Annotated in this window: 33 protein-coding genes; 18 read left to right on the top strand and 15 right to left on the bottom strand. The window is 67.3% G+C overall.

What is annotated here, in order from left to right; genetic code table 11:
• Positions 1-9: 9 nt before the first annotated feature.
• The gene (locus tag I8N54_RS01370; RefSeq protein WP_140194299.1) at positions 10-246 is read left to right on the top strand and encodes a hypothetical protein; all 237 of its coding nucleotides are present in this window, start codon (positions 10-12) and stop codon (positions 244-246) included.
• Here I8N54_RS01370 and I8N54_RS01365 read toward each other — a convergent pair.
• Positions 222-494 (bottom strand): DUF167 domain-containing protein, encoded by a 273-nt coding sequence (locus tag I8N54_RS01365; protein WP_140195657.1) that lies wholly within the window; start codon positions 492-494, stop codon positions 222-224. The two genes, I8N54_RS01370 and I8N54_RS01365, sit on opposite strands and share 25 nt — an antisense overlap.
• 83 nt (positions 495-577) lie before the next feature.
• Between I8N54_RS01365 and I8N54_RS01360 the strand changes: the two genes are divergently transcribed.
• Entirely contained in the window at positions 578-1,681 is a 1,104-nt protein-coding gene (locus I8N54_RS01360; RefSeq protein ID WP_140194300.1) for a class II histone deacetylase, read from the top strand.
• Here the strand turns inward: I8N54_RS01360 and I8N54_RS01355 are convergent.
• A complete protein-coding gene (locus I8N54_RS01355) occupies positions 1,678-2,061 on the bottom strand; it encodes a VOC family protein (protein WP_140194301.1) in 384 nt (127 codons plus the stop codon). The genes I8N54_RS01360 and I8N54_RS01355 overlap by 4 nt on opposite strands.
• Positions 2,062-2,184: 123 nt before the next feature.
• Between I8N54_RS01355 and I8N54_RS01350 the strand changes: the two genes are divergently transcribed.
• Together I8N54_RS01350 and I8N54_RS01345 are read left to right on the top strand one after the other, a co-directional pair.
• A complete protein-coding gene (locus I8N54_RS01350) occupies positions 2,185-2,763 on the top strand; it encodes a nitroreductase family protein (protein WP_140194302.1) in 579 nt (192 codons plus the stop codon).
• Positions 2,760-3,476: an EI24 domain-containing protein gene (locus I8N54_RS01345; protein WP_140194303.1), complete on the top strand. Its 717-nt coding sequence runs from the start codon at positions 2,760-2,762 to the stop codon at positions 3,474-3,476. Before I8N54_RS01350 ends, I8N54_RS01345 begins: the two co-directional genes overlap by 4 nt.
• Here the strand turns inward: I8N54_RS01345 and I8N54_RS01340 are convergent.
• Entirely contained in the window at positions 3,415-3,699 is a 285-nt protein-coding gene (locus I8N54_RS01340) for a DUF1467 family protein (protein WP_140194304.1), read from the bottom strand. The two genes, I8N54_RS01345 and I8N54_RS01340, sit on opposite strands and share 62 nt — an antisense overlap.
• A complete protein-coding gene (mce, locus tag I8N54_RS01335; protein WP_140194305.1) occupies positions 3,699-4,103 on the bottom strand; it encodes a methylmalonyl-CoA epimerase in 405 nt (134 codons plus the stop codon). Before mce ends, I8N54_RS01340 begins: the two co-directional genes overlap by 1 nt.
• A 145-nt stretch (positions 4,104-4,248) precedes the next feature.
• On the opposite strand from mce, the gene I8N54_RS01330 reads away from it, so the two are divergent.
• Positions 4,249-4,962: a response regulator gene (locus I8N54_RS01330; RefSeq protein ID WP_140194306.1), complete on the top strand. Its 714-nt coding sequence runs from the start codon at positions 4,249-4,251 to the stop codon at positions 4,960-4,962.
• 133 nt (positions 4,963-5,095) lie between these two features.
• A complete protein-coding gene (locus I8N54_RS01325) occupies positions 5,096-5,272 on the top strand; it encodes a hypothetical protein (protein ID WP_197097548.1) in 177 nt (58 codons plus the stop codon).
• Here the strand turns inward: I8N54_RS01325 and I8N54_RS01320 are convergent.
• From I8N54_RS01320 to I8N54_RS01290, 7 genes are all read right to left on the bottom strand, one after another.
• The gene (locus I8N54_RS01320; protein WP_140194307.1) at positions 5,233-5,877 is read right to left on the bottom strand and encodes a sugar transferase; all 645 of its coding nucleotides are present in this window, start codon (positions 5,875-5,877) and stop codon (positions 5,233-5,235) included. The two genes, I8N54_RS01325 and I8N54_RS01320, sit on opposite strands and share 40 nt — an antisense overlap.
• Complete coding sequence (locus I8N54_RS01315; RefSeq protein WP_269434071.1) at positions 5,874-6,674, bottom strand: NAD-dependent epimerase/dehydratase family protein; 801 nt, start codon at positions 6,672-6,674, stop codon at positions 5,874-5,876. The genes I8N54_RS01320 and I8N54_RS01315 overlap by 4 nt, the downstream gene beginning before the upstream one ends.
• Positions 6,675-6,688: 14 nt before the next feature.
• The gene (locus I8N54_RS01310; RefSeq protein WP_140194309.1) at positions 6,689-7,861 is read right to left on the bottom strand and encodes a DUF1501 domain-containing protein; all 1,173 of its coding nucleotides are present in this window, start codon (positions 7,859-7,861) and stop codon (positions 6,689-6,691) included.
• Between the two features lie 2 nt (positions 7,862-7,863).
• Positions 7,864-9,240: a DUF1800 domain-containing protein gene (locus tag I8N54_RS01305; protein WP_140194310.1), complete on the bottom strand. Its 1,377-nt coding sequence runs from the start codon at positions 9,238-9,240 to the stop codon at positions 7,864-7,866.
• A 96-nt stretch (positions 9,241-9,336) separates the two neighbouring features.
• Positions 9,337-10,380, bottom strand: coding sequence for a succinylglutamate desuccinylase/aspartoacylase family protein (locus I8N54_RS01300; protein ID WP_140194311.1), 1,044 nt, complete (start codon positions 10,378-10,380; stop codon positions 9,337-9,339).
• A 63-nt stretch (positions 10,381-10,443) separates the two neighbouring features.
• Entirely contained in the window at positions 10,444-10,668 is a 225-nt protein-coding gene (locus I8N54_RS01295) for a DUF1150 family protein (protein WP_140194312.1), read from the bottom strand.
• 2 nt (positions 10,669-10,670) lie between these two features.
• Complete coding sequence (locus I8N54_RS01290; protein WP_140194313.1) at positions 10,671-11,084, bottom strand: Hsp20 family protein; 414 nt, start codon at positions 11,082-11,084, stop codon at positions 10,671-10,673.
• Between the two features lie 165 nt (positions 11,085-11,249).
• Between I8N54_RS01290 and I8N54_RS01285 the strand changes: the two genes are divergently transcribed.
• The 4 genes from I8N54_RS01285 (at position 11,250) to I8N54_RS01270 (ending at position 14,047) form a co-directional block, all read left to right on the top strand.
• Positions 11,250-11,468: a YdcH family protein gene (locus tag I8N54_RS01285; protein ID WP_140194314.1), complete on the top strand. Its 219-nt coding sequence runs from the start codon at positions 11,250-11,252 to the stop codon at positions 11,466-11,468.
• 361 nt (positions 11,469-11,829) lie between these two features.
• Positions 11,830-12,318: a 5-(carboxyamino)imidazole ribonucleotide mutase gene (gene purE, locus I8N54_RS01280; RefSeq protein ID WP_140194315.1), complete on the top strand. Its 489-nt coding sequence runs from the start codon at positions 11,830-11,832 to the stop codon at positions 12,316-12,318.
• Entirely contained in the window at positions 12,311-13,387 is a 1,077-nt protein-coding gene (locus I8N54_RS01275) for a 5-(carboxyamino)imidazole ribonucleotide synthase (protein ID WP_140194316.1), read from the top strand. Before purE ends, I8N54_RS01275 begins: the two co-directional genes overlap by 8 nt.
• Positions 13,388-13,600: 213 nt before the next feature.
• Positions 13,601-14,047, top strand: a complete 447-nt coding sequence (locus I8N54_RS01270; RefSeq protein ID WP_140194317.1) for an NUDIX domain-containing protein — start codon at positions 13,601-13,603, stop codon at positions 14,045-14,047.
• Positions 14,048-14,154: 107 nt separating this feature from the next.
• On the opposite strand, the gene I8N54_RS01265 is transcribed toward I8N54_RS01270, so the two are convergent.
• The 4 genes from I8N54_RS01265 to I8N54_RS01250 form a co-directional block, all read right to left on the bottom strand.
• Complete coding sequence (locus I8N54_RS01265; RefSeq protein ID WP_140194318.1) at positions 14,155-15,009, bottom strand: GGDEF domain-containing protein; 855 nt, start codon at positions 15,007-15,009, stop codon at positions 14,155-14,157.
• A gap of 61 nt (positions 15,010-15,070) precedes the next feature.
• Positions 15,071-15,610, bottom strand: a complete 540-nt coding sequence (gene moaB, locus I8N54_RS01260; RefSeq protein WP_140194319.1) for a molybdenum cofactor biosynthesis protein B — start codon at positions 15,608-15,610, stop codon at positions 15,071-15,073.
• A 7-nt stretch (positions 15,611-15,617) separates the two neighbouring features.
• Entirely contained in the window at positions 15,618-16,214 is a 597-nt protein-coding gene (locus tag I8N54_RS01255) for a metallophosphoesterase family protein (protein WP_140194320.1), read from the bottom strand.
• Complete coding sequence (locus I8N54_RS01250; protein WP_140195659.1) at positions 16,211-17,023, bottom strand: uracil-DNA glycosylase; 813 nt, start codon at positions 17,021-17,023, stop codon at positions 16,211-16,213. Before I8N54_RS01250 ends, I8N54_RS01255 begins: the two co-directional genes overlap by 4 nt.
• Positions 17,024-17,200: 177 nt before the next feature.
• Here I8N54_RS01250 and I8N54_RS01245 point away from each other — a divergent pair, with 177 nt between their 5' ends.
• From I8N54_RS01245 to I8N54_RS01210, 8 genes are all read left to right on the top strand, one after another.
• Positions 17,201-18,157, top strand: coding sequence for an aspartate carbamoyltransferase catalytic subunit (locus I8N54_RS01245; protein ID WP_140194321.1), 957 nt, complete (start codon positions 17,201-17,203; stop codon positions 18,155-18,157).
• An 8-nt stretch (positions 18,158-18,165) separates the two neighbouring features.
• On the top strand, positions 18,166-18,672 hold the full coding sequence (locus I8N54_RS01240; RefSeq protein WP_198571743.1) for a hypothetical protein: 507 nt from the start codon (positions 18,166-18,168) through the stop codon (positions 18,670-18,672).
• On the top strand, positions 18,669-19,106 hold the full coding sequence (locus tag I8N54_RS01235; RefSeq protein ID WP_140194323.1) for a hypothetical protein: 438 nt from the start codon (positions 18,669-18,671) through the stop codon (positions 19,104-19,106). The genes I8N54_RS01240 and I8N54_RS01235 overlap by 4 nt, the downstream gene beginning before the upstream one ends.
• A gap of 158 nt (positions 19,107-19,264) precedes the next feature.
• On the top strand, positions 19,265-19,864 hold the full coding sequence (locus I8N54_RS01230) for an aspartate carbamoyltransferase catalytic subunit (RefSeq protein WP_140194324.1): 600 nt from the start codon (positions 19,265-19,267) through the stop codon (positions 19,862-19,864).
• 459 nt (positions 19,865-20,323) lie between these two features.
• Positions 20,324-21,592 carry a dihydroorotase gene (gene pyrC, locus I8N54_RS01225; RefSeq protein WP_140194325.1) on the top strand — a complete coding sequence of 423 codons (1,269 nt, stop codon included), beginning with the start codon at positions 20,324-20,326 and terminating at the stop codon, positions 21,590-21,592.
• Positions 21,589-22,047, top strand: a complete 459-nt coding sequence (locus tag I8N54_RS01220; protein ID WP_140194326.1) for a CPBP family glutamic-type intramembrane protease — start codon at positions 21,589-21,591, stop codon at positions 22,045-22,047. The genes pyrC and I8N54_RS01220 overlap by 4 nt, the downstream gene beginning before the upstream one ends.
• 3 nt (positions 22,048-22,050) lie before the next feature.
• A complete protein-coding gene (plsY, locus tag I8N54_RS01215; RefSeq protein ID WP_140194327.1) occupies positions 22,051-22,659 on the top strand; it encodes a glycerol-3-phosphate 1-O-acyltransferase PlsY in 609 nt (202 codons plus the stop codon).
• A complete protein-coding gene (locus I8N54_RS01210; protein WP_140194328.1) occupies positions 22,656-23,132 on the top strand; it encodes a hypothetical protein in 477 nt (158 codons plus the stop codon). The genes plsY and I8N54_RS01210 overlap by 4 nt, the downstream gene beginning before the upstream one ends.
• Positions 23,133-23,145: the final 13 nt, after the last annotated feature.

The raw sequence follows: 23,145 nt of genomic DNA, 5'->3' as shown, positions 1-23,145 counted from the left end.
GCTCTCTCCATGTTCACCATCGAGCACGATTTCGACGCCACGGTCGTCACCCTTGTCGACGAAGGCGCGGCCCCTCTGGGCGAGGACGTGATCGTCCAGGCCTTCGAGGAATGCGTCACCATCACCCAGTTCGATTCGCGGCTCGACCGCGACGTCGTGGTGACGTTCTCCATGTCCCAGCTTCGCGACCTGCGCGCGGCGCTGAACCTGCCTGAAGGCGTCTATCGCCTCCGCCAGGTGGAGTGATCCAGCCGAACGACCTTGTCCCGCGACGCCGCGCCCCGAACGAGCGTGAGCGCCGTCTTCGGCACGCCGAGCGCCTTGGCCAGTTGCCGGATCACCGCGTCGTTCGCCTTGCCGCCCTCCGGCGACACGGTCACCCAGACTTTCACCGTGCCGTCGTCAGCCAGCTCGATACGGGCGCGCGACGCCTTGGGGGTCACCCGGACCGCAATCTCGGTGCCCGGTTCGGCGAGGTGGGACAGGTCCGGCATCATGCCGCCAGCTACCCGCCCGAGCCACTTGAGAACAAGCCGCCGCTTCGCCACCATCCCGACGAGACACAGGGAGTCACAGCATGACCACGGGTTTCTACTGGGCCGAACGCTGCTTCTGGCACTCCGGCGGCAACTACGCCGGGAACGCGCCGGTCGGCGGGCTGGTCCAGCCGCTTGCCGCCGGCGGCCTGCCGGAAAACCCCGAAGGCAAGCGCCGCCTTAAGAACCTGATCGACGTCACCGGCCTGTCCGCCGAGCTCGTCCTCGCGGGCGCGGAGCCCGCTTCGCGCGAGTCGCTGCTCCGTGTCCACGCCCCCCGCTACATCGACGAGTTCGAGAAGGTCGCCCGTGCCGGCGGCGGAGAGATTGGCCTGCGCGCGCCCTTCGGCGTCGACGGTTATGACATCGCCCGCCTGTCCGCCGGGATCGCCTCGACCGCGCTGCGCGACGTGCTGGCCGGACTGCACGCGAATGCCTACGCCCTCTCCCGCCCGCCGGGGCACCATTGCACCAGCGATTTCCCCAACGGCTTCTGCCTGCTGAACAATATCGCCATCGCGATCGAGGACGCCCGTGCCGCCGGAACGCTGCGCCGGGTCGCCGTGCTCGACTGGGACGTTCATCATGGCAACGGGACGGAGGAGATATTCTACGACGATCCCGACGTCCTGACCGTCTCGCTCCACCAGGAGCGCAACTACCCGCTCGACACGGGCGAGTTCTCGGCGCGCGGCTCCGGCGCCGGAGAGGGCGCGAACCTCAACATCCCGCTGCCGCCCGGCACCGGTCACAAGAGCTACCTCGAAGCGATGGAGCGGCTTGCCCTGCCCGCCATCCGCGCGTTCGAGCCGGAAGTCATCATCGTCGCCTGCGGCTATGACGCCGCCTTGATCGACCCGTTGAGCCGGATGCTCTGCACGGCCGAAACCTACCGCGCGATGACCGCCATGACGCAGGACCTCGCCGCCGAGCTTTGCGACGGTCGTCTGCTGGTCGTGCACGAAGGCGGTTACTCCGAGGTCTACGTCCCCTTCTGCGGTCACGCCGTCCTCGAACAGATGTCCGGCAGCACGATCCGCGCCGCCGACCTATTCGCCGAGACCTATGCCGGACGCCAGCCGTCCGCCCGCTTCGACGCCTTCGTCAGCGAACTGATCGGCGAGATGGAAGAGGCGCTGCGCTAGGCCGCAAGCTCCCATACATGGCCCGAGGGATCGCGGACGCTCGCCGTCCGGATGCCCCACGGCCGGTCCATCGGGCCGTTGACGAGCGTGATACCCGCCGCCTGAAGCCGCGTGACTTCCGCATCCACATCCTCAACGGGAAGCGTGTAGACCGCCCGCACCGAGGGTTGCGCCATCTCGAGCGGGTCGATCAGCTCCGGCACGGCTTCGGTGCGAAGCAGATTTAACATCGTCTGCCCCACCTTGTAGACGCAGGACGCCTCGTCCTCGTGAATCGGGTCGTCCTCGAGCAGCAGCGCGTAGAAGGCCTTTGCCGCGACGAGGTCCTCCGTGAACAGGGTCATCGCCGCCACCATGGGAAAGCGCTTTGTGTCCGCCATTATACATACCCTCCGGTCGGTATGTATCGAGATGACCGCACCTCGGACTTCCGCGCAACAGCTTTCTGCTGGAAACCCGGCACATGCGCGCTTAGCTCAGACGGGACATCAACGGGGACAGACATGCCAGACAGGAACCAGGCCGCGCTCGATTTTCTGCTGAACCGCCGGTCGCGGCCCGCGAAGACGCTGACCGGCCCCGTGCCGGACCGCGCCGAGATCGAGACGATCCTAACCGCCGCCGCCCGCAGCCCGGACCACGGCAAACTTGAGCCCTGGCGCTTCATCGTGCTGGAAAAGCCCGCCCTCGCCCGCCTCGCAGAAGCGGTGCCGGAGGCTGGGGACCGGCTCGGCCATGACCCCGACAGGATCGAGAAGGCGCGCCTCCAGTTCGCGGATGCCGATCTCGCCATTGCCGTCATCGCCCGGCCGGAAGAGATCGAGAAGGTCCCGGAGATCGAGCAGGTACTGTCCGCCGGTGCCGTCTGCCTCGCCCTGCTGAACGCGGCCCTCGCCTCCGGCTGGGGCGCGAACTGGCTGACGGGCTGGCCGGTCCACGACCGGGGCTTCGTCGAAAGCACGCTTGGCCTCATGCCGGGCGAGTTCGTCGCGGGCATGATCCACATCGGGACCGAGAAGATGACCCCGCCCGACCGCCCGCGCCCGGACCTCTCCCGCATCGTCACCTGGCTCGACGCATGATCCTGCGCGACTTCGTCCGTGCGGTCGGACAATTGTCCGACCCGCGCTTCCGGCGGGTTTTCCTGCTCGGCATCGCGCTAACCTTCGTGGTGCTGGTGATGATCTACATCGGGCTGTTCTGGTTCTTCGAAGCCGTGCTCCCCGATTTCGAAAGCCCGCTGTTCGACGGCACGCCGCTGATCGTGTCGTTCTTCCTCGTGTTGATGTTTTCCATCGTGCTGATGGTGCCGGTTGCGTCGGCCATGACCTCGCTCTTCCTCGACGACGTGGCAGCGGCGGTCGAGGACCGGCATTATCCCGGCCTGCCCCCGGTGCCGCGCACCTCGTTCGGGGATTCCGCGCTCGACACAGTGAACTTCCTCGGGGTCATCATCGCGGCGAACCTCGTCGCGCTCGTGGTCTACGTGCTGTTGCCGTTCTCCACGCCGTTCCTGTTCTACGCGCTGAACGGCTACCTGCTCGGACGGGAGTATTTCCAGATTGCCGCCATGCGCCGAGAGGGCCGCAAGGGCGCGAAAGAGCTGTTCCGCCGCCATCGGACCGAGATCTGGATGGCAGGCATCCTGATGGCGCTACCGCTGTCGATCCCGCTGGTGAACCTGCTGATCCCGATTCTCGGCGCGGCGACCTTCACGCACCTCTACCACCGGGTCAGTTCGCGTCGGACGCCGGGCTCATCTGGTGCATCCAGTCGAAATCCCGCACCTCGATGACACCGGTGAGGATGATCGTGGCGATGATCGCCCAGATCGGAATCGCCCACAGCGTCGTCATCTTCACCTTGCGCTTGAGCTGAGGATCGGTCGGCGCGGACTTGTGCGTTCCGGGCACGACCTCGCCCGCCTCGCCCTGCGTCGTCAGTTGCAGCGGCAGGACGACGAACAGCACCATGAACCAGACAACGGCGAACAGCACGATTCCGGACGTGATACCCATCAGACTTCCTCCAGTTCGATCAGGCAGCCGTTGAAATCCTTCGGGTGCAGGAACAGCACCGGCTTACCGTGTGCGCCGATCTTCGGCTCTCCGCCACCCAGCACCCGGGCGCCCTGCGCGGTCAGCCGGTCACGGGCGGCGGCGATATCCTCCACCTCGTAGCAGATGTGGTGGATGCCGCCGGCGGGGTTCTTCTCGAGGAAAGCGGCGATCGGCGATGCGTCCCCGAGCGGGTGGATCAGCTCCACCTTGGTGTTCGGCAGCTCGATGAATACGACCGTCACGCCGTGCTCCGGCTCGTCCTGCGGCGGACGCACCGATGCGCCAAGTGTGTCGCGATATTGCGCCGTCGCCGCCTCGAGGTCGGGCACGGCGATGGCCACATGGTTGAGACGTCCGATCATGCGAGCCCTTCCCTCTGACCCGGATGACATATGCGTCCCCGCGACGATTGCCGCAACCGTGCCCGATGGTCGCGGCGAGTTAACGGCCCCTTCACTCCGCTGCGCGAGGATCGAGTCATCAGCCTCTGCTGCGAAGGGAAACCAGATGGACACGTTGGACGAATTCCTGATGTCTCGCCCGCCGACCCCCGCTCGCCCCCTGCTCGGGGTTACCGTGCTCGTGGTCGAGGACAGCCGATATGCCTGCGACGCGCTGCGCCTGCTCTGTCTTCGGTCCGGCGCCCGGATCCGGCGCGCCGACAGCCTGGCCAATGCGCGACGACACCTTCGGGTTTACCGCCCGACTTGCGTGATCGTGGACATGGGCCTCCCCGATGGTCCGGGGGAAGAACTCCTCGCCGAACTCTCCGGCGCGACGCCCGCCGTCGACGTGCTGCTCGCCACCAGCGGTGACCCCTCTGCGGAATCCTCGGCCGTGGCCGCAGGCGCGATGCAGTTCCTGCCCAAGCCGCTGACGTCGCTGGCGGAGTTCCAGACGGCGATCCTGTCACGGCTGCCGTCGGACCGCCAGCCGTCGGGGCCCCGCGCGATCCCGCGCGAGGTGGTGGACCCCGACCCGCTCGCCTTTCGCGACGATCTTCTGTCCGTTTCCGGGCTGCTGTCCGACCTAGGCGACGACCAATCGTCGGAGGCCGTGAACTACGCCGTCCGCTTCCTCGCCGGGCTGGCCCTCAGCGCCGGGGACACTCCGCTGGCGCGGGCGGCGTCGGACATCGACCGCGCCACGGACCGCGCGGCGGCGCTGGCGCGGCTGAAGGCCCTGATCGAGGCTCGCATCCGCGACGCGGCAACAGTGTGACGAAGTTGAAGCGGCGGGCGCCCTGCGTGACCCGAAAGTTCCGCCGCTTCGGCCAATTCCGGCCCGATTCGGGGTGCAGTTAGGTGCCTGTCCGGAGCTGCTCCCGGACGCCAAAGGGAATGAGGTTGCACATATGGCGCGGATCGTCGAACGGCTCTGGACTGACGAAAACGGGAATTCTGTCGTCGACTGGATGGTTCTTGCCGCCGGTGTCCTGATGCTCGGCACCGCCGTCTTCGCAACCGTCACTGGCGGCTCCCGGCAGGTCGCTCAGGAAGAGCTCGCGGTCGTTTCCGTCGACGGCGCCTGATCTGCGCGCTTCGGGGCGACCGTCCGCCACATGATCGCCAGATCCCAGCAGATCGTCCGGTTGTCACGATAGATCAGGTCCAGCCTGCCCTTCCGCGGCACGCAGGCCCGGGAATAGACAGCGTCCGTTTCTTCCACTGTGGAGCATCGGGCCAACAGCATTTCTTCGTGGCGATGGTAGACCAGCGTGGCGAGCCCGGTGATACCCGGCCGCGCCTTCAGGACTTCGCGATAGATTTTCGGAAAACGCTCGACATATTGCCGGAGCGGCGGCCTTGGCCCCACGAATGAAATATCCCCGACCAGCACGTTCCAAAGCTGCGGCACCTCGTCGAGCCGCGTGCGCCGCAAGAGCCGTCCGGTCCGCGTGATTCGCGATGACTTGTCCCCGCCGGAGACGCCGCTGTCGCTCTCGACCACAGTCATCGTGCGGAACTTGATGAGCCCGAACCCCTCCTCGAACGACTTCATCCGCTCGGAGATGTAGAACACCGGCCGCCCGTCCCGGAACAGGATAAGCAGGGCGATGACGATCACCACCGGCAACAGGATCAGGCCGAGGATCAGCGAAAGCAGGATGTCGAGCAGGCGCTTGGCAGGAGTCATGCGCCTCCTTTGAGGCCTCTCCCTTCCGCGATCAAGACCTCAGGCGCCGTGGCGTCCGACGCGAAACCGTGCAACGCGGCGAGCTTCGAACAGTCGAGCGTGACATGCTGCACTGCCGTCGGCGGCGCCGGCTGCCACTCCCAAGGCACGCCCGCCGCCAAGAGCAACGATTCCATCGTCACCGGATCGGGTCCGCCGACATTCAGGACCTTGGGCAGCGCCCCCTCCACACGTGCGAGGCTCTCGATGACCCGCGCCAACGTTCGCGGCCCGAGATAGGACCGCACCGGCCCGCCCCCGTCGGCGAACTGGTCGAGCATCACCGGCTTGCCCGGCTGCAAACGCCCCAGCAGTGCATCGGCCCAGGCGACGTTGCCGATCCTGAGGCAGCAGGTCTCGACCGACTCACTCGCCACGGCCCGCTCCATCGCCAGTTTGGAAGCGCCGTAGTCGGAGGGTGGATCGACCGCCGCGTCCTCGGGCGCATTGCGCGCCGGCCCGTAGATGGCCGAGGTGGAGGCGAGCAAAAGCCGCCGCGCGCCCGCCTCTTCGGCGGTCCGCACCGCAGCAAGCCCGAGGTCGACGTTCAGACCGAACTCCGCGCCCGGCCCCGGCGTGACGCCGGCCAAGCCCACCACGACGTCGGCCTTGACCGGACAGACGTCCGACAACGGGTCCCAGACGACATGGCCGGTCCGCGCACGCCGCGCCTGCGGGACGATCTCGGCCCCCGTCGGCGGCGCCTCCGACCAGTGACGCACCAGCATGGAGCCGATCCGCCCTGTCGCGCCGAGGATGAGCCAGCGTTCGGTCAGAGCAGCAGCCCCGGGTCGCCACCCATCTCGAGCCCGGGAAAGATCGCGGACTCGATGGTGCCTTGCGGCAACCCGAACAGCCCCCGCATCATCCAGCCGGCATGTGCCCGCACGTCGCGCGTCGGCATCAGGTCGCGACGGTCATAAAGATCGGCCTCGCCCAGTCCCGGCCAGTCGGTCACGACACGTCCGCCCCGCACAGCCCCGCCGGCCAGCAGCATCGCCCCGGCTGTCCCGTGGTCCGTGCCGCCGCTGCCGTTCTGGCGCGCCGTGCGCCCGAACTCGGTCATGCAGACCACCGCCGTCTTCGACCAGACGTCGCCAAGAGACGACTTCAGTGTGAGGATCGTGTTCGCCAGCTCTTCCAGCGGTTGGCGCAGTCCCCGCGCCTGCTGGTTGTGCGTATCCCAGCCGTTGATCGAGAACGACGCGATCCGCGTATCCGCCAGCAGCCGCGACGCCGCGAAGCGCGCCACATCGACCGACGTGCCACGTCCGACGGCCTCACCGGCGAGGTTGCCAAGGTCGCGTGCTTCCGCCGCGATCCGGATGGCGTCGGTGCTCGCCGCGCGGAAGATCGGATCGTCGTGCTGGACCAGCTCCAGCAATCTCTGCGTTTCGGTGCCGAGTTGAAGGTCGGTCCCCGGCGCCCAGCTCGACACCAGCTTGTCGCCGCTCAGGATCAGCATCTGCTCGCGCCCCACGGCGTAGGCGATCTCCTGCTCCAGACCCGGCACCTGCTGCAGCATCCGGTTCAGCCAGCCGTCACGAATACCGCTCGTCCCGCCGATTCCGGCTTCCAGAAGGTCCTGTCCGTCGAAGTGGCTGCGCTTGTCGCGGTACGGGGTCGAAACCGCGTGAACGAAGCCAAGCTCGCCACTTCGCCACAACGGCGACAGCGCGCCGAGCGACGCATGCATCGAGAAGAACCCGTCGAGGTCCATACCCCCGCCCGCCTCGCCCGACGGAAGGTCGGGCCGAAGCCCCGCCAGCCCGGCGTCGCCGTAGGGTTGCACGACATCAAGCCCGTCCATAGCCCCGCGCAGGATGACGACGACAAGCCGGTTGTCCCACGGCGCGCTCGCCAGCGCGACTGGCGTGACGAACGGGCTCGCCGCTGCGGTACAGCCAAGCGCCGTGCCTCTGAGAAGAAAGTCCCTGCGATCCATCGTCATCTCCTCTGGAACGCGGCGGAGGACAGGACAACGCCGATCCCGTCGCGAATGTTGGCGGCTGCGCCCGCCGCGAAGACCACGTCTTCCGGCGGGTTGGGCCCGAGCGCGGTCCGCACGAAGTCGCGCGGGTCCTCGAGATGGGTCATGAAGGTATTCACCTTGTAGATCGACCAGCTGATCCGCGCGGCCATGAATTGCGGGGTGACCCAGAAGTCCGACCTCTCGGGCCAGCCATCGGGTCCGTTCGGCTTCTGCCACTCCTGCCCCATCGTGATGAGCGGACTGAAGAACGCCGGATGAAGATCGCCGGGCCGGTCCGAAGCGATATCGTTCGCCCCCATGCCCAGCGCACGGCAGGCGGATTTCATGAATTCGATCGGCTGCTTCACCTTGAGCCGCTCCGGCGTCCACGCCTGGTCATGGCGCAACATCGCCTCGTAGACCGCGGCAAGATCGCCGTTCGTCGCGCGGAAGGCGTCCGCCATGACGGCGATCACCTCTTCCGGCGGATCGTCGGCGATGAAATGGCGGGCCAGCTTGGTCGAGATATGACGGGCCGTGGCCGGGTGCGTCGCGATGTCGGTCAGCGCTTCGACCACGTTGTGAAACCCCTCACCCCCGCTACCGTAGGTGCGGCCCAGAACGACTTCCTCACCCGGTTCGGAGCGGTTGCGCTGAAACTTGAAATGGTCGCCCGACGGGGCGGTGAGCCCGGTCAGCAGCTCGGCGAGTTGCCGAACATCCGTCTGCGAATATTCCGCCTCTACCCCGACGGTATGCAACTCCAGCATCTCGCGGGCGAGGTTCTCGTTCAGCCCGCGCCCGCCCCGCTGTCCGGCGGGAGAGTTCGGCCCGACGGAGCTCGATTGATCTAGGTAGAGCAGCATCAGCGGGTTCGTCACCACCGCGATCAGCATGTCCTGGAAGCGACCGGCGACGTTCGGCCGGATCGCCTCCTCGATGTATCCCATCACGAGGTGGCGGTGCTGCGCGTTTTTCGCCAGTACCGTGAAATGGTCGGCCCAGAAGTCGACAAGCGCCTCGCGAAAGCCGTCCTCCGCCCGCGCCGCCCGCAGCAAAGACGTCTTGAACCCCCGCCGGTAGAGCAGCCCGACACGGTCGTACATCTCCCGCCGGGCCGCCAGCGCCTCTTCCCGGGCCGCCTCCGTCTCGGCATCCCGGATGGCGCGACCGGCATCCAGAAGGTCGTCCGGCGAGGGCCGCGTATTGCGGAACATGGTCCAGCCGAAGTCACCGGCGGCCACGTCAGGGCCCTTCAGCCGCGCAATCATGGTGTCTGCGGACTGGACGGGGCGATGGATGGGCGACAGGCCGGTTCCGAACCGGATTTCGGCCAGGATGGGATCAAACATGAAGCAACGAGTCTCAATGAATTCTGAGACACAACTTAACGCTTCGCCGGCCCACCTTCCAACGATGCAAGGATCACAAGCGCGTAGCCGCCGATGTCAAATGATCTCGTCTTCGTCGAACAGCGGATCGCGCGACAGGTGATCGGCCATATCCTCTAGCGCTTCGTTTGCGGCGTCGGGCCGCGCCACCTGCGCAAGGTGAAAGACCGCATCGCCTTCGTTCACCACCGGCATCACGGCCCGCCCCACGACGAGGCCGTCGAACGGCGCGAGTATCTCGGCCTCCGTGTTGCCGAACGGACCGCTCACGGCGGCCATCACGGTGCCTTCGGACACGATCTCGCCATCGCCTCGGAACGTTCGCAGCAACCCGCCCCGCGGCGCCCTCAACCAATGGGTCTCCACCGCGAGCAGCGGCGCCGCACGCGGTCGGCTGATCCCCTTGTCGGGCAGCATGGCACAGGAATTCAGCACCCGCAGGATGCCAGCCACACCTGAACGCACGGCCATCTCGTCGAAACGCAGGCCCTCTCCTGCCTCGTAAAGCAGGATATCGACGCCCTTCGCCTTCGCCTCGGCGCGCAGGCTCCCCGACCGGACCGGCGAGTTGATGATGACAGGCGGCCCGAACGCGGAGGCGAGCTGTCGCAGCCTCGGCACGCCCGGCGTCACACGGATCTGGGGCAGGTTTGTGCGATGGACGGCCGCCGAATGCAGGTCGATCCCGAAGTCGCAACGCAGCACGATCTCTGTCAGGAACAGGTTTGCCAGCCGCGAGGCGAGCGATCCTTGCGCATGTCCGGGAAACGATCGGTTCAGATCGCGACGGTCCGGCAGGTACCTGGAATGGTTCAGGAAACCGAATGAGTTTACGATCGGCACGACCAGAAGCGTGCCACGAAGGCTCCGCAAGGGTGCTGACTTGAGAAGCCGCCGCGCGATCTCGACACCGATCACTTCATCGCCATGCACCGCAGCGCTGACAAACACCGTCGGCCCCGGCTGGCGGCCATGAATCACTTCGACCGAAAGATGGACGGGCGTATGATCCGACATGACCGAGACCGGCAGGTCGATGACCTTCCGGGTTCCCGGCGCTACCGTTTCACCGCCGATTTCGAATGATGCACGTTTTGCCATATCGCAGCCCTCAAGCCACGAGAACGGCAGAGTTTTCGGCCGAGCGCAAGCCCGGCCGAGAGGTCAATGCAGCGTCACCGGCGACATGTCGTGCTGCCGGGCAAGGCTGAAGGCGAGGTTGCGGTCAGCGACCAGCGCAAGCTGCTCTCCGTCCGAATTGTGGACGGCGAAAAGCTGCTCCAGATCGCCCGCCTCTTCCTGCACGTCTTCGGGCAGATCGGCGACGTCGACGGGTTTGACGTAGACCATGTTCTGGCCCAGATGGGCGAAGTCGATTTTGCTGTTCATGGTCACTTCCTCCGGATCTCTATCGTTTGAACAACGCTTTCGGGGACATGTCGTTTCAAATCGACATGAAGAAGACCGTTCTCGAGAAGAGCATCGCCCACATCCACGCCATCGGCGAGCACGAAGCTGCGTTGAAACTGCCGTGCGGCGATCCCGCGATGAAGAAACAGGCGATCCTGACCTTCGTCGCCCTGACGGCCGCGGATCACCAACTGGTTGTCTTCGACCGTGATCGACAGATCGTCCTCGGAAAAGCCCGCCACGGCGAGCGTGATGCGGTACGACGTCTCGGACGTCTGTTCGATATTGTAGGGAGGATAGCCCTCGTTCCCGGTCTTCGCCGTCCGCTCGACCAGCCTTTCAAGCTGTTCGAACCCCAGCAGGAACGGGTGCGACCCGAGCGTGAGTTTCGTCATATCGACATGTCCTTCGTCAAAGCGACCGTCCAGAAGCGGCCCCTCTTGTCGGCAGCCGCCTTGTCGAAAGATATGGGAAAGCGCTCCGCCCCTTGCAAGTGCAGGCTTTGCGCCGCCTCGCCCCGGCGTTATGTTGTCCGCGACACAGGGAAAGCGCAGGACACCATGAACAAATCCGCCCGGATGGAGCAGCTCGAAGTGCTGCGGGTCGAGCTCGAGGTGATGCGCGGCGAGCATCGCGATCTCGACACGGCCATCCAGGCGCTCGAGGCGACCCCGACCGCCGACGTGCTGACCATCCGTCGCCTGAAAAAGCGCAAGCTGTCGCTGAAGGACCGGATCTCGGCGCTCGAGGACCGGATCACCCCGGACATCATCGCCTGACCAAGCATGGTCGCCTGACCGGTCATCATCAGATGTTTCGGCGCACTCACCTGTCTGGGTGTCGTCACTTGTCTGGATGGCGGCGACTTACCCGCGCCCCAAGCCTGACCGTGCGTCGTCGCTTGAGTTTTCGTCGTTTTTCCGCTGGCCCTCATTGCCTTGCTGGACATCGTCGCCGCGCCGAACGACTTGGGGCCAGACGGCCTTGGGCAGATAGTCCGTCCGCAGAGCGATCTTGGGCCACACATTTTCAAGCGGCACAATCTCGGCCCGGACGCCCTCGGGCAAGACGACCTCGGGCCAGACGATTGCACCCGACCGGCGCGCGGATATAGTGCGCGTTCCGCGAAGGAGGGAAGCGATGACGGAACCGCGCGTCGGCGTCGTGATGGGCAGCCAGTCAGACTGGCCCACCATGAAGGAAGCCGCCAATATCCTTGAAGAACTTGGCGTGCCGTTCGAAACGCGCATCGTCTCGGCCCATCGCACGCCAGACCGGATGTGGAGCTACGGAATCGAAGCCGCCGACCGGGGCTTGCAGGCAATCGTCGCCGGCGCCGGTGGTGCGGCGCACCTGCCCGGTATGCTGGCGTCCAAGACGCGGGTTCCGGTGATTGGCGTTCCGGTCCAGACCCGCGCGTTGAGCGGGGTCGACTCGCTCTATTCCATCGTCCAGATGCCGCGCGGCTTTCCGGTGGCGACCATGGCCATCGGCGCGTCGGGCGCGATGAATGGCGGGCTGATGGCTGCGCAGATCGTTGCCCTGTCGGATCCCGCGCTCGCGGCGCGCATCGACACATGGCGCAAGGAGCTCGCCGCCTCGATTCCCGAGGAGCCGAGCGATGAGTGACCCGCTTCCCACCGGATCCGTGATTGGCATCCTTGGCGGTGGTCAGCTTGGCCGCATGCTCGCACTCGCCGCGGCGCGGCTTGGCCTCCGGTGCCATATCTATGATCCCGGCGACGCGCCGCCCGCCGCGCAGGTGTCCGACGCGCTGACGACGGCGGCCTGGGACGATGCGGACGCGCTCGAAGCCTTCGCCCGCTCGGTCGATGTCGTGACCTACGAATTCGAGAACGTCCCGGCGGAGGCGCTCGACCGGATCGAGGCGATCTGCCCGATCCGCCCGAACCGGACCGCGCTCGCCACGTCGCAAGACCGCCTGACGGAAAAGACTTTCCTGCAGGATCTCGGCCTGAAGACCGCGCCGTTCGCGACGGTTGACGACCTCGCAGGGCTGGAGTCCGCGGTCGCCGAAGTCGGCCTGCCGTCGATCCTGAAGACCCGGCGCTTCGGCTATGACGGCAAGGGACAGGCGCGGCTGAACGAGGACAGCGACCTGCCGGCGATCTGGTCTGCCATGACGGACGCGCCCTCGATCCTCGAAGGGTTCGTGGACTTCTCTGCCGAAGTTTCCGTCATCGGCGCACGTTCGCTCGACGGTGCGGTCGCATGTTTCGACCCGGGCGAGAACGTCCATTCCGACGGTATCCTGCGCACGACCACTGTCCCCGCCAGCCTTCCGGCGTCGCTGCAGGCGGATGCGGTCCTGCTTGCCGGGCGTATCCTGAACGCGCTCGACTATGTCGGTGTCATCGGTGTCGAACTCTTCGTGACGCCCGGCGGTCTTGTGGTGAACGAGTTCGCACCGCGGGTTCACAACTCCGGTCACTGGACGCAGAACGGCTGCGCGATCTGCCAGTTCGAACAGCACATCCGCGCAATCTGCGGATGGCCGCTTGGCGACGGGACGCGCCATTCCGACGTGATGATGGAGAACCTGATCGGAGCAGACATGGACCGCGTGCCCGAGCTCGCCGCGTCCGGTGCCGCGCTGCACCTCTACGGCAAGGCCGAGGTCCGAGAGGGACGCAAGATGGGGCATGTGAACCACCTCAAACCGCTCGGAAGCGGGTGAGCTGAATTCGGATAAGCTTGGCGACTGGCGACGCCGGGCGCCCGATCGGGTGGGATTATCCGCCCGAGGCGGCGGCAGGTGCCCCCGACAAAGCGTTCGATCCCATCGCGTGGCACTTCTGCGAGCGCGGTAGCAGCGCCGACCTGACCCGAGGCGAGCTGAAATTCCCGGCCCGCCTTGCGGTGCGCCGCGCAGGCGGGCACCTTCCGCGCCATGCAACGTCCGATCCGCCTCGCCGTGCGCGGCATCATCCTGCGCGATGACCGCCTTCTCCTCGTGAACGCCTATGCCGGGCGCACCGATCTCTGGTGCGCGCCGGGCGGGGGGGCCGAGCCTCACCAGGGACTTCCCGAAAACCTCGTCCGGGAAGTCCACGAAGAGACTGGTCTGACCGTGGGCCCCGGCGAGATCTGCCTCGTCAACGAGTTTCACGCGCCCGGCGAACCGTTCCATCAGGTCGACATCTACTTCCGGTGCACCCTGGTCGGGGGAGACCCCGACGGCGACTGGATGGACGTCGAGGGCGTCGTCACGCATCGCCGGTGGGTCACACGGGAGGAGCTCGCCACGCTCAACGTCAAACCCGACAGCCTGGGCGCCATCACGTGGAGCACGGAGCCCGGCACCTACTATGACCCGATCGAGCCGATCGTTCGCTAGTGCCAGCCGCCTGCTTTGCGGATGCAGCCCGACACGGCCAGCAATCGCGCTGACTGCAAGCTCCACCTGCATGATCCAGTGCCGGAGGAGACCCGCCCGAAGCATCCTCAGGCCGCCGCGCTTTCCTGGCCCGACCAGCAGGCCTGCCCCGGTCCCAAGGCTTTCGCCCGTTTCAACTGTTCGTTCGCTGCAGCGATCGCCTCATCGACAGGCTCGCCGCCGTCGAAATGTGCCAGCCCGGCAGAAGCAGTCAGACGCAACTTGCCGCTGACGAGCCTCTGACCGATCGTTTCCCGCAGGCGGTCCGCGACGCGCAGCGCGACCTTGCGCGGCGTTCCCGGCAGGAAGACGAGAAATTCCTTCCCGTCCATGCGGGCCAGAATGTCATTCTCCCGCAGGACATTGGCGCAGGCCTGCGCGATGTCGCGCAGCAGCCGGTCGCCGTCGGCACGGCCAAGCCGTTCATTCAACAGCCGGAAATGGTCGAGGTCGATCAGCACGATCCACCCGCTCGGCGCGTCGCGCAGCATCCGCAGAGCGCCCCGACGGTTCAGCGCCCCGGTGAGCGGGTCGGTATCGCTTTCGCGGCGGGAATGGTCGATCGTCCGTTGCGCCCGCGCCATCATCAGGTTGGTGCGGACCATCAGCAGGCCGACCTCGTCCCGGTAGGATTCCGGCAGGACCGGCATCTGCCCGGTCCGCCCCCACCGGTCCAGCGCGCCCGACACCAGCATGACCGGCGCGAGAATCGCCCGGATTCCCAGCACCGCCAGCACCATGCCGGCGCAGACCGCCGAGAGGATCACAGTGACGAGCGAATGGTCGAGCCCCGCCGTCCCGCTGCGCAGCACGTAGGCGGCCAGCCCGATCACCGGCACGAAGAAGCCGGCCATGACGACAAGCATCGCCTTGGCGACGAAGCCCGCCGAGATGTGGCGAGACAGGAAATGATAGAGCGGCATAAGTCTGACCCCCGAACCCGAAGCTCGACCATCAGACTAGTCGCCGACTCTTAACAGGTGGTTACTTCCGGCGCCGGTGTTCCTCGAGCCGCGGGAAGATTTCGACGAAATTGCAGGGCCTGTGCCGGTAATCGAGTTGCGCCAGCAGGATCTCGTCCCAAGCGTCGCGGCACGCTCCGGGGGAGCCGGGCAGCGCGAAGAGGTAGGTGCCGCGCGCGACGCCAGCCGTGGCCCGGCTCTGCACCGCCGAGGTGCCGATCTTGTTCATCGACACGATGGTAAACACCGTTCCGAACGCGTCGATTTCCTTTTCATAAACATCACGATGCGCCTCCACCGTGACATCGCGACCGGTCAGTCCCGTGCCTCCGGTCGAGATCACGACGTCGACATCCGGCGATTCGATCCAGCCCCGCAGGCGGGCCGCGATCTCGGCCCGGTCATCGGTCACGATGTCCCGCGCGGCGAGGGTATGGCCGGCCGACTCGATCCGCTCGACCAGCGTATCTCCCGAACGGTCGTCCGATAGCGAACGGCTGTCGGATATCGTCAGAACCGCAATGCGTACCGGGATGAAGTCCCTCGACTCGTCGATTGCCATCGCGCCCTCAGTCCTGTGTTTCGAACCAGTTGAGACCGGGGCCGAGATTCGCAACCTCGGTCGTTCCGATCGTGCCGCGCACGCCCCAGCAATCATGCACGTGACCGCAGAACAGGAAGCGCGGTGCGATCCGGGCCGCGGCTTCGGCCACGGCGATCGACCCGATGGAGCCGGCGCTCGAGTGTGCGTCACCGATGCCCTTGGGCGGCGAATGCGAGATCAGGATATCGGCCGCGTCGATCTCCGACAGCATGGCCTCGGCATCGTCTTCCTCCATGTCGAAGGATACGAACGGCGCGTCGGTCAGCGGCGGGATGCCACAGCCTATGCCCGCGATCACGAGGCCGCCGCGCTCGATCGTGGTGCCGTGCAGGACCGGGACCGACGTCGACTCCCTCAGCGCGGCGAAGGTTTCGTTGTTGCCGCAGGTAAAGACGGTCTTGTCGGCGACTGCCTCGAACGGGGCGATGTAATCGGCGAGCCCCTCGTGACGGTTGGCGAAGTCCCCCGCACCGATCAGCAGATCGGCCTCGCCCGCCGCCGCAAGGATCGCGTCGCGTGCCGCCACATCGAGATGAAGGTCGGAAAAGGCGAGTATCCTCAATGGCTTCCTCTCAGTCGCGCCTGTATGTCCAGAAGGTCCGCCCAGGCCTCGCGTTTCGCCTGGGGCTGACGGAGAAGATAGGCCGGATGGAACATCGGCAAGGCCGGCACGCCAAGCACTTCGGTCCACTGCCCCCGCAGCCGGGTGATCCCGGCCCGGCCGAGCAGCGCCTCGCAGGGCGTGTTGCCCATCAGGATCAGCAACTCGGGCCGGGCGAGCGCGATGTGCGCCTCGAGGAACGGCAGGAACATGCCGATCTCCGCCTTCTCCGGCTTACGGTTCTCTGGCGGGCGCCACGGCAGCACGTTGGTGATGTAGACCGCGCGTTCGGCGTCAGTCGCATCCCGCGCCATGCCGATGGCGGCGAGCATCCGGTCGAGCAACTGCCCCGCCCGTCCGACGAAGGGCCGGCCCAGCCGGTCCTCGTCGCGGCCCGGGGCCTCGCCGACGATCATCAGCCGCGCGTCGGGGTTGCCGTCGCAGAAGACGAAACTCCGCGCGCCGGCCTTGAGCTGGCAATGGTCGAACGTTTCCATCGCGCGGGCCAGTGCGCCGAGGTCGGCAACTCCGGCCGCCGCCTGTCGGGCCAGTGCGATGGCATCGACCTTCTCGACCACCGGCAAGGGCGGCGTGGCGGGACGCTGGTCTTCACCCGGCGCGGCGGCGGGCGCGGCGGTCGGGGCGGCCTCGGCCGGGCGCGCGGGCTCGAGCGCGTAGCGGTCGACCGTCTCGTCGCCGATCGCCTCGTCGATGCCGAGCTCGATCTGCCAGTCGAGCGCCGCCTTCGCGTCCCAGTAGCTCAGCTCCATGCCGCCGAATCCATTCCTGCAGGTGTGGCCCCAGCGATAGCCTGCCGCGCCGGTCTTGTCACACGGCGCGGCGGGACGGCGGGTGGGGCGACGGCGCAGCCGAGCGTCACCCGCCGTCCCCGGGTTGCCGCGCCACGCCGCCCGGATATAACGGGTCCGCAACCGGTCGGAGACCACATGACCTTTCGCGCCCCCCACCTCCTCGGGATCGAGCATCTCGGACAGGACGAGATCACCGCGCTGATAGACCTCGCCGACCGCTATGCGGAGGACAACCGCCGCGGCGTCGCGCACCGCGACGTGCTGGCCGGCCTCACCCAGATCAACATGTTCTTCGAGAACTCGACCCGCACGCAGGCGAGCTTCGAGCTCGCCGGCCAGCGGCTCGGCGCCGACGTGATGAACATGGGAATCGCCTCCTCCTCGGTGAAGAAGGGCGAGACGCTGATCGACACCGCGCTGACGCTGAACGCGATGCGGCCCGACCTGCTGGTCGTGCGGCACCCGAACTCCGGCGCGGTCGACCTCTTGGCGCAGAAGGTGAACTGCGCCGTGCTGAACGCCGGGGACGGACGGCACGAGCACCCGACGCAGGCGCTGCTCGACGCGCTCACCATCCGCCGCGCCAAGGTCCGGCTGCACCGGCTGTCCATCGCGATCTGCGGCGACATCGCACATTCCCGCGTGGCCCGCTCCAACATCATGCTGCTCGGCAAGATGGAGAACCGGGTCCGCCTGATCGCCCCGCCGACGCTGATGCCCTCCGGCGTCGCCGACTTCGGGGTCGAGGTGTTCGACGACATGCGCGAAGGGCTGCGCGACGTCGACGTGGTGATGATGCTGCGCCTCCAGAAGGAACGGATGGACGGCGGCTTCATCCCGTCAGAGCGCGAGTATTTCCACCGCTACGGCCTCGATGCCGAAAAGCTCGCCCACGCCAAGCCCGACGCCATCGTGATGCACCCCGGACCGATGAACCGCGGGGTGGAAATCGACGGCACCCTCGCCGACGACATCAACCGCTCCGTCATCCAGGAACAGGTCGAGATGGGCGTCGCCGTGCGCATGGCCGCGATGGACATGCTCGCCCGCAACCTGCGCGAAGCCCGCAAGGCGGGCGCTGTGCCGGCATGAGTACCACGATGCAGGTTCCCGCCTCCGAACACGGTCACGCCCGTGTCTTCGCCGTCGACCTCGACCCGGAACGGGCGGAGGCGCTGACGCCGGACGACCTCGCCGCCGCGCTCGGGATCGAGACGCTCGACATGGAGCAGGTGGAGCTGTTCCCGATCGGCAACCTGGCGGGCCTCGGCCTGTCGTCCTACCTCGTCGAGGGGATGGGCATGGATGTCGACCAGGTCCGCCCGGACGCCTCCCGGCTCGACGGGCTGCGCGGACACGTGCTGATCCTTCTGTCGAATGCGGTGAAGGGCCGGACGCTCGAAGTCGGCCCACCCCTGCGCTGGATCGGCACCTATTCCGAGCCGACGGTGATCGCCCCGATGGAGAAGCTGCGCGCCGACGCTGCCGAAGGCACGCTCGACGAGACCCGCAAGCCACCCTCCGACGCAGCGATCGGCGGGCGGATCGCGGTGCTTGTGCTCCTGGTGCTCTTCGCGCTCGTCCTCGTGATGATCCTGATCTCGTGAGCGAGGCTCTCCCCGATCCCGAGGCGCCCGACCTCGCTCCGGACGAGCGCCTGCTGCAATCGTTCGCCCCGGACCCGGCGGTCTACACCCGCGACCACGCGTGGCTCGCCGTGCTGGCGGCAGCGCTGTCCGCCTTGTCCTTCTGGCTGGTCTGGAGGCCGCTCGCCTTCGCCGGCCCGCCGGTCGCCATCCTCATCGTCGCCGCCCGCCACAAGAGCGCGGCCGATCGCGACATGACCGAGCGCTGGCACCTCACCGACCGCCGCCTCGTCGGACCCGGCGGGCAGGAGATCGAGCTCAAGCGCATCGACAAGCTGCGCCCGTTCGGCTCCGCCGTGCAGGTGACGACCAATTCCGGCAGCCGCCACCTCGTCCGGTTCCAGCGCAAGCCCCGCCTCACGCTGGAGCGGATCGAGGCCGCGCGCGACGCCTGACCGACCGGACCAAGCCCCGGGCGGGTCGGGCAGCGCCGTCCGTCGCGGACAGGGTCCGGGCGCACGTCAGGGCCATACGGCAACTTTCCAACACCGCTTCCCCGATGCCGCCTTCCCGGGCATACTCCCGGCATATTTCGGCACGCAGGACGATTTCGATGACGGCAACCATTTCAACCGCGCCTTCCGGCTGGGAAGGCATCCTCGACGACGGCGAGACGGTACGCTGGCAGGGCCGCCCGCGCAGCGGACTGAGCTTCGCCGGCTACAACCTGTTCGAAGGGCTGATGGGCGGCGTCTTCGTGGTGTTCTCGCTCTTCTGGATGTCGATGGCCTTTTCGATGGGCCCACCCCGCGACGCACCGGGCCCTTTCGCGCTGTTTCCCTATTTCGGGCTGATCTTCCTGTTCATCGGGCTGTGGAACGCGATCGGCCGGTTCCTCTGGTCGAGCTATCTGATGACCCGGACCTACTACACGCTGACCGACAAGCGGGCCTTCATCGCCGTGGACCATCCGTTTCGGGGCCGGACGCTGTCGGACTGGCCGATCGACGAGACCACCGAGATCCGCCTCTTCGACGGAGACCCGGCCACGGTCCGCTTCGCGTATGATACGCGGACCGTCACCTCGAGCCGCAACGGCCGTCGGCGGACCCGCACCGTACGCACCCCGATCGAGTTCGCCCGCATCGACGACGGCCGCGAGGTCTACCGCATCATGCGCGGCATCAAGATGGCGGCCGAGGGGAACGGGTGAGTTGATCGGGGTCGTTGGCTTGCCCCCTCACACATGGGGATAGGGCGGCGCCACGCATCTGTAGGGTGCGCGCCTGATGCCCACCCGTGCTGCCCCTCACCCAACCCTCTCCCCCGAGGGGGAGGGCCACGTCCCACCCATCCGTAGGGTGCGCGCTCGATGCGCACCCGAGCTGCCCCCTCACCCAACCCTCTCCCCCGAGGGGGGAGGGCCACGTCCCACCCATCCGTAGGATGCGCGCTTGATGCGCTCCCGTGCTGCCCCCTCACCCAACCCTCTCCCCCGAGGGGGGAGGGCCACGTCCCACCCATCCGTAGGGTGCGCGCTCGATGCGCAGCCGTGCTGCCCCTCACCCAACCCTCTCCCCCGTCGGAAGAGGGCCACGCCTAACTCACCCCGCAACACCCCCTCGACCCCACGCCTCCATACGGTAGAAAGACCCCGCAAGCCGGAGCCCCGATGACCACCGTGATTCTCGCCAACGCCCGCCTGATCGACCCCGAACGTGACGAGGTCCGTCCCGGCGGGCTTCGGATCGAGGACGGCCGCATCGCCGCTCTCATCGACGGCACCGACATCCCCGACGGCGCGATGGATTGCGGCGGCCAGTTCCTCGCCCCCGGCATCGTAGACCTCGGCGTGAAGGTCTCCGAGCCGGGCGAGCGCCACAAGGAGAGCTTCGCCTCCGCCGGGCGCGCCGCCGCCGCAGGCGGGGTCACCACGATGATCACCCGGCCCGACACGACCCCCGCGATCGACACGCCCGAGACGCTGGAGTTCGTCGAACGCCGCGCCAGCGCCGACTCGATCGTGCGCGTTCTGCCGATGGCGGCGCTCACGAAGGGCCGCGAGGGGCGCGAGATGACGGAGATCGGCTTCCTCCTTGATGCCGGCGCCGTCGCCTTCTCCGACTGCGACCGCGTGGTCGAAAACACCAAGGTCTATTCCCGCGCGCTGACCTACGCCCGCGCGCTCGGCGCACTCGTCGTCGCCCACGTGCAGGAGCCGATCCTCTCCGCCGGCGCCTGCGCCACCTCGGGCAAGTTCGCATCGCTGCGCGGCCTCTCCGGCGTGACGCCGATGGCCGAGCGGATGGAGCTCGATCGCCAGATCGCGCTGGCGGAGATGACCGGCGCGCGGCTCCATATCGACCAGCTCACCACCGCCCGCGCCCTGCCCGCGCTGGAGCGGGCGAAGCGCAACGGGCTCGACATCACCGCCGGCGTGTCGATCCACCACCTGACGCTGAACGAGCTCGACGTCGCCGACTACCGCACCTTCTTCAAGGTGAAGCCGCCGCTCCGGCACGAGGACGACCGTCTCGCCGTGGTGGAAGCGGTCGCCTCCGGCCTGATCGACGTGATCTGCTCGATGCACACGCCGCAGGACGAGGAGAGCAAGCGCCTGCCGTTCGAGGAAGCCGCCTCCGGCGCCGTCGGGCTCGAGACGCTGCTGCCCGCCGCACTGCGGCTGTATCATTCCGGGCATCTGTCCATGCCGGGCCTGTTCCGCGCGCTGTCGCTGAACCCGTCGAAGCGACTGGCGCTCGATAGCGGACGCCTGTCCGAAGGCGCGCCCGCCGACCTCGTCCTGTTCGACCCGGACGCGCCGTTCATCATGGACCGGTTCGCGCTGCTCTCGAAATCGAAGAACACGCCGTTTGATGGCGCGCGGATGCAGGGCCGCGTCAGGGGAACGTGGGTCGGAGGACGGCAGGTTCATGGATGACAGGCCGCCGCCGCGACTGGCTCGAAGCCGCGGCGATGCTGGCCGCGATCGTGCTCGTCGCACTGATCCTCAACCGATTTTCCGGCTTTCCCGGACAATTGCAGCCCAACGTCGACGTTTCGCGCGCGAAACAGGCGGCGCTTGCCCTGCTCGTCCCGGCGATCGCGGAAGAGTTGGTCTTTCGCGGCCCGCTGCTGCGCCCGCGCCTGCGCAGCCTTCCCGTGGCGGCACTTCTGCTGGCCACCTACCTCGCCTGGCACCCGCTCGCGGCCTGGCTGTTCCGCCCCGCGATGGTGCCGCTCTTCACCGATCCCGCCTTCCTCGCCCTGACCGCGACGCTCGGCCTCTCGGCGACGCTGAGCACATGGCGAAGCGGGACGCTGCTGCCGGCCATCACGCTCCACTGGCTGACCGTCGCGGCATGGATCCTCGGCTGGGGCGGACCGGAAGGATGACAGATGCCTGAGCTCACCTCACCCGCCACTCTCCTGATCCTCTGGGCCATCCTCGGCTACCTGCTCGGCTCCGTGCCCTTCGGCGTGCTGCTGTCGCGGGCGTTCGGCCTCGGCGATCTGCGCAAGGTCGGCTCGGGCAATATCGGCGCGACCAACGTGCTGCGCACCGGCAACAAGCGGGCGGCGGCGCTGACGCTGCTGCTCGACGGCGGCAAGGGCGCGGTGGCGGTGCTGCTGGCCCGGTGGCTGGCGGGGCCCGACGCGGCGCAGATTGCGGCGGTGGCCAGCTTCCTTGGCCATTGCTTCCCGGTCTGGCTCGGCTTTCGGGGCGGCAAGGGCGTGGCGACCTTCATCGGGATCATGCTCGCCGTCGCCTGGCCCGTGGGGCTGCTGACCTGTGTCACGTGGCTGGCCGTCGCTGCGGCCTTCCGCTTCTCGTCGCTCGCCGCGCTCGTCGCTGCAGGTCTGGCACCGACCTGGGCGCTGCTGGTCGGGCACGCCGACATATTCGTGATGGCGCTCCTCCTCGCGGTCCTCGTCTACATCCGGCATGCTGCGAACATAGCCCGGCTCCGGGCGGGCACCGAAACGAGGATCGGACAGAAGTCATGAAACATCTCGCGCTGCTGCTGTCGCTCCTCGCCGCGCCTGCCCTCGCTCAGAGCGAGCGGGCACAGATGATCCTCGACGAGGCCGCCGAGACCTGCGAGTCGATCGAAGCCGGCGCGCTCGAGGTACGGGATGGCGCGATCATCTCCGCCGACCTCGATGGAGACGGGATGTCCGACGACGAGGTCGTCGATTTCGAATATGTCTCCTGCGAGTGGAACATGGCCCACTGGCACGGCACAGGTGGCTCGCCGATCCATTTCGTCATCGACGGCAGCTGGTCCAAGAGTTGGTGGGGCTTCAAGTGGGAGACGGTCGATTTCGCGGGCGAGCGGGTGATCCTGCTCGCGCGGCACGGATCGCGCTGCGACAACTTCGGGGCCAGCCCCTGCGTGCAGGCCTTCGTCGCCTATGACGGCGAGTTCCAGACCGTGCTCGACCCCGGCTCGGCCGAAGAGGACGTGAGCGAGGAGTGAGCCGCGCCGCGCC

The organism is Pelagovum pacificum, assembly GCF_016134045.1.
GTDB lineage: Bacteria > Pseudomonadota > Alphaproteobacteria > Rhodobacterales > Rhodobacteraceae > Oceanicola > Oceanicola pacificus_A.
This window is presented reverse-complemented; position numbering and strand designations above follow the sequence as displayed.

Coding starts and splice junctions, on each gene's coding strand:
- I8N54_RS01370 (WP_140194299.1), top strand. CDS start 10: ATGTTCACCATCGAGCACGATTTCGACGCCACGGTCGTCACCCTTGTC.
- I8N54_RS01365 (WP_140195657.1), bottom strand. CDS start 494: ATGCCGGACCTGTCCCACCTCGCCGAACCGGGCACCGAGATTGCGGTC.
- I8N54_RS01360 (WP_140194300.1), top strand. CDS start 578: ATGACCACGGGTTTCTACTGGGCCGAACGCTGCTTCTGGCACTCCGGC.
- I8N54_RS01355 (WP_140194301.1), bottom strand. CDS start 2,061: ATGGCGGACACAAAGCGCTTTCCCATGGTGGCGGCGATGACCCTGTTC.
- I8N54_RS01350 (WP_140194302.1), top strand. CDS start 2,185: ATGCCAGACAGGAACCAGGCCGCGCTCGATTTTCTGCTGAACCGCCGG.
- I8N54_RS01345 (WP_140194303.1), top strand. CDS start 2,760: ATGATCCTGCGCGACTTCGTCCGTGCGGTCGGACAATTGTCCGACCCG.
- I8N54_RS01340 (WP_140194304.1), bottom strand. CDS start 3,699: ATGGGTATCACGTCCGGAATCGTGCTGTTCGCCGTTGTCTGGTTCATG.
- mce (WP_140194305.1), bottom strand. CDS start 4,103: ATGATCGGACGTCTCAACCATGTGGCCATCGCCGTGCCCGACCTCGAG.
- I8N54_RS01330 (WP_140194306.1), top strand. CDS start 4,249: ATGGACACGTTGGACGAATTCCTGATGTCTCGCCCGCCGACCCCCGCT.
- I8N54_RS01325 (WP_197097548.1), top strand. CDS start 5,096: ATGGCGCGGATCGTCGAACGGCTCTGGACTGACGAAAACGGGAATTCT.
- I8N54_RS01320 (WP_140194307.1), bottom strand. CDS start 5,877: ATGACTCCTGCCAAGCGCCTGCTCGACATCCTGCTTTCGCTGATCCTC.
- I8N54_RS01310 (WP_140194309.1), bottom strand. CDS start 7,861: ATGGATCGCAGGGACTTTCTTCTCAGAGGCACGGCGCTTGGCTGTACC.
- I8N54_RS01305 (WP_140194310.1), bottom strand. CDS start 9,240: ATGTTTGATCCCATCCTGGCCGAAATCCGGTTCGGAACCGGCCTGTCG.
- I8N54_RS01300 (WP_140194311.1), bottom strand. CDS start 10,380: ATGGCAAAACGTGCATCATTCGAAATCGGCGGTGAAACGGTAGCGCCG.
- I8N54_RS01295 (WP_140194312.1), bottom strand. CDS start 10,668: ATGAACAGCAAAATCGACTTCGCCCATCTGGGCCAGAACATGGTCTAC.
- I8N54_RS01290 (WP_140194313.1), bottom strand. CDS start 11,084: ATGACGAAACTCACGCTCGGGTCGCACCCGTTCCTGCTGGGGTTCGAA.
- I8N54_RS01285 (WP_140194314.1), top strand. CDS start 11,250: ATGAACAAATCCGCCCGGATGGAGCAGCTCGAAGTGCTGCGGGTCGAG.
- purE (WP_140194315.1), top strand. CDS start 11,830: ATGACGGAACCGCGCGTCGGCGTCGTGATGGGCAGCCAGTCAGACTGG.
- I8N54_RS01275 (WP_140194316.1), top strand. CDS start 12,311: ATGAGTGACCCGCTTCCCACCGGATCCGTGATTGGCATCCTTGGCGGT.
- I8N54_RS01270 (WP_140194317.1), top strand. CDS start 13,601: ATGCAACGTCCGATCCGCCTCGCCGTGCGCGGCATCATCCTGCGCGAT.
- I8N54_RS01265 (WP_140194318.1), bottom strand. CDS start 15,009: ATGCCGCTCTATCATTTCCTGTCTCGCCACATCTCGGCGGGCTTCGTC.
- moaB (WP_140194319.1), bottom strand. CDS start 15,610: ATGGCAATCGACGAGTCGAGGGACTTCATCCCGGTACGCATTGCGGTT.
- I8N54_RS01250 (WP_140195659.1), bottom strand. CDS start 17,023: ATGGAGCTGAGCTACTGGGACGCGAAGGCGGCGCTCGACTGGCAGATC.
- I8N54_RS01245 (WP_140194321.1), top strand. CDS start 17,201: ATGACCTTTCGCGCCCCCCACCTCCTCGGGATCGAGCATCTCGGACAG.
- I8N54_RS01240 (WP_198571743.1), top strand. CDS start 18,166: ATGCAGGTTCCCGCCTCCGAACACGGTCACGCCCGTGTCTTCGCCGTC.
- I8N54_RS01230 (WP_140194324.1), top strand. CDS start 19,265: ATGACGGCAACCATTTCAACCGCGCCTTCCGGCTGGGAAGGCATCCTC.
- pyrC (WP_140194325.1), top strand. CDS start 20,324: ATGACCACCGTGATTCTCGCCAACGCCCGCCTGATCGACCCCGAACGT.
- I8N54_RS01220 (WP_140194326.1), top strand. CDS start 21,589: ATGACAGGCCGCCGCCGCGACTGGCTCGAAGCCGCGGCGATGCTGGCC.
- plsY (WP_140194327.1), top strand. CDS start 22,051: ATGCCTGAGCTCACCTCACCCGCCACTCTCCTGATCCTCTGGGCCATC.
- I8N54_RS01210 (WP_140194328.1), top strand. CDS start 22,656: ATGAAACATCTCGCGCTGCTGCTGTCGCTCCTCGCCGCGCCTGCCCTC.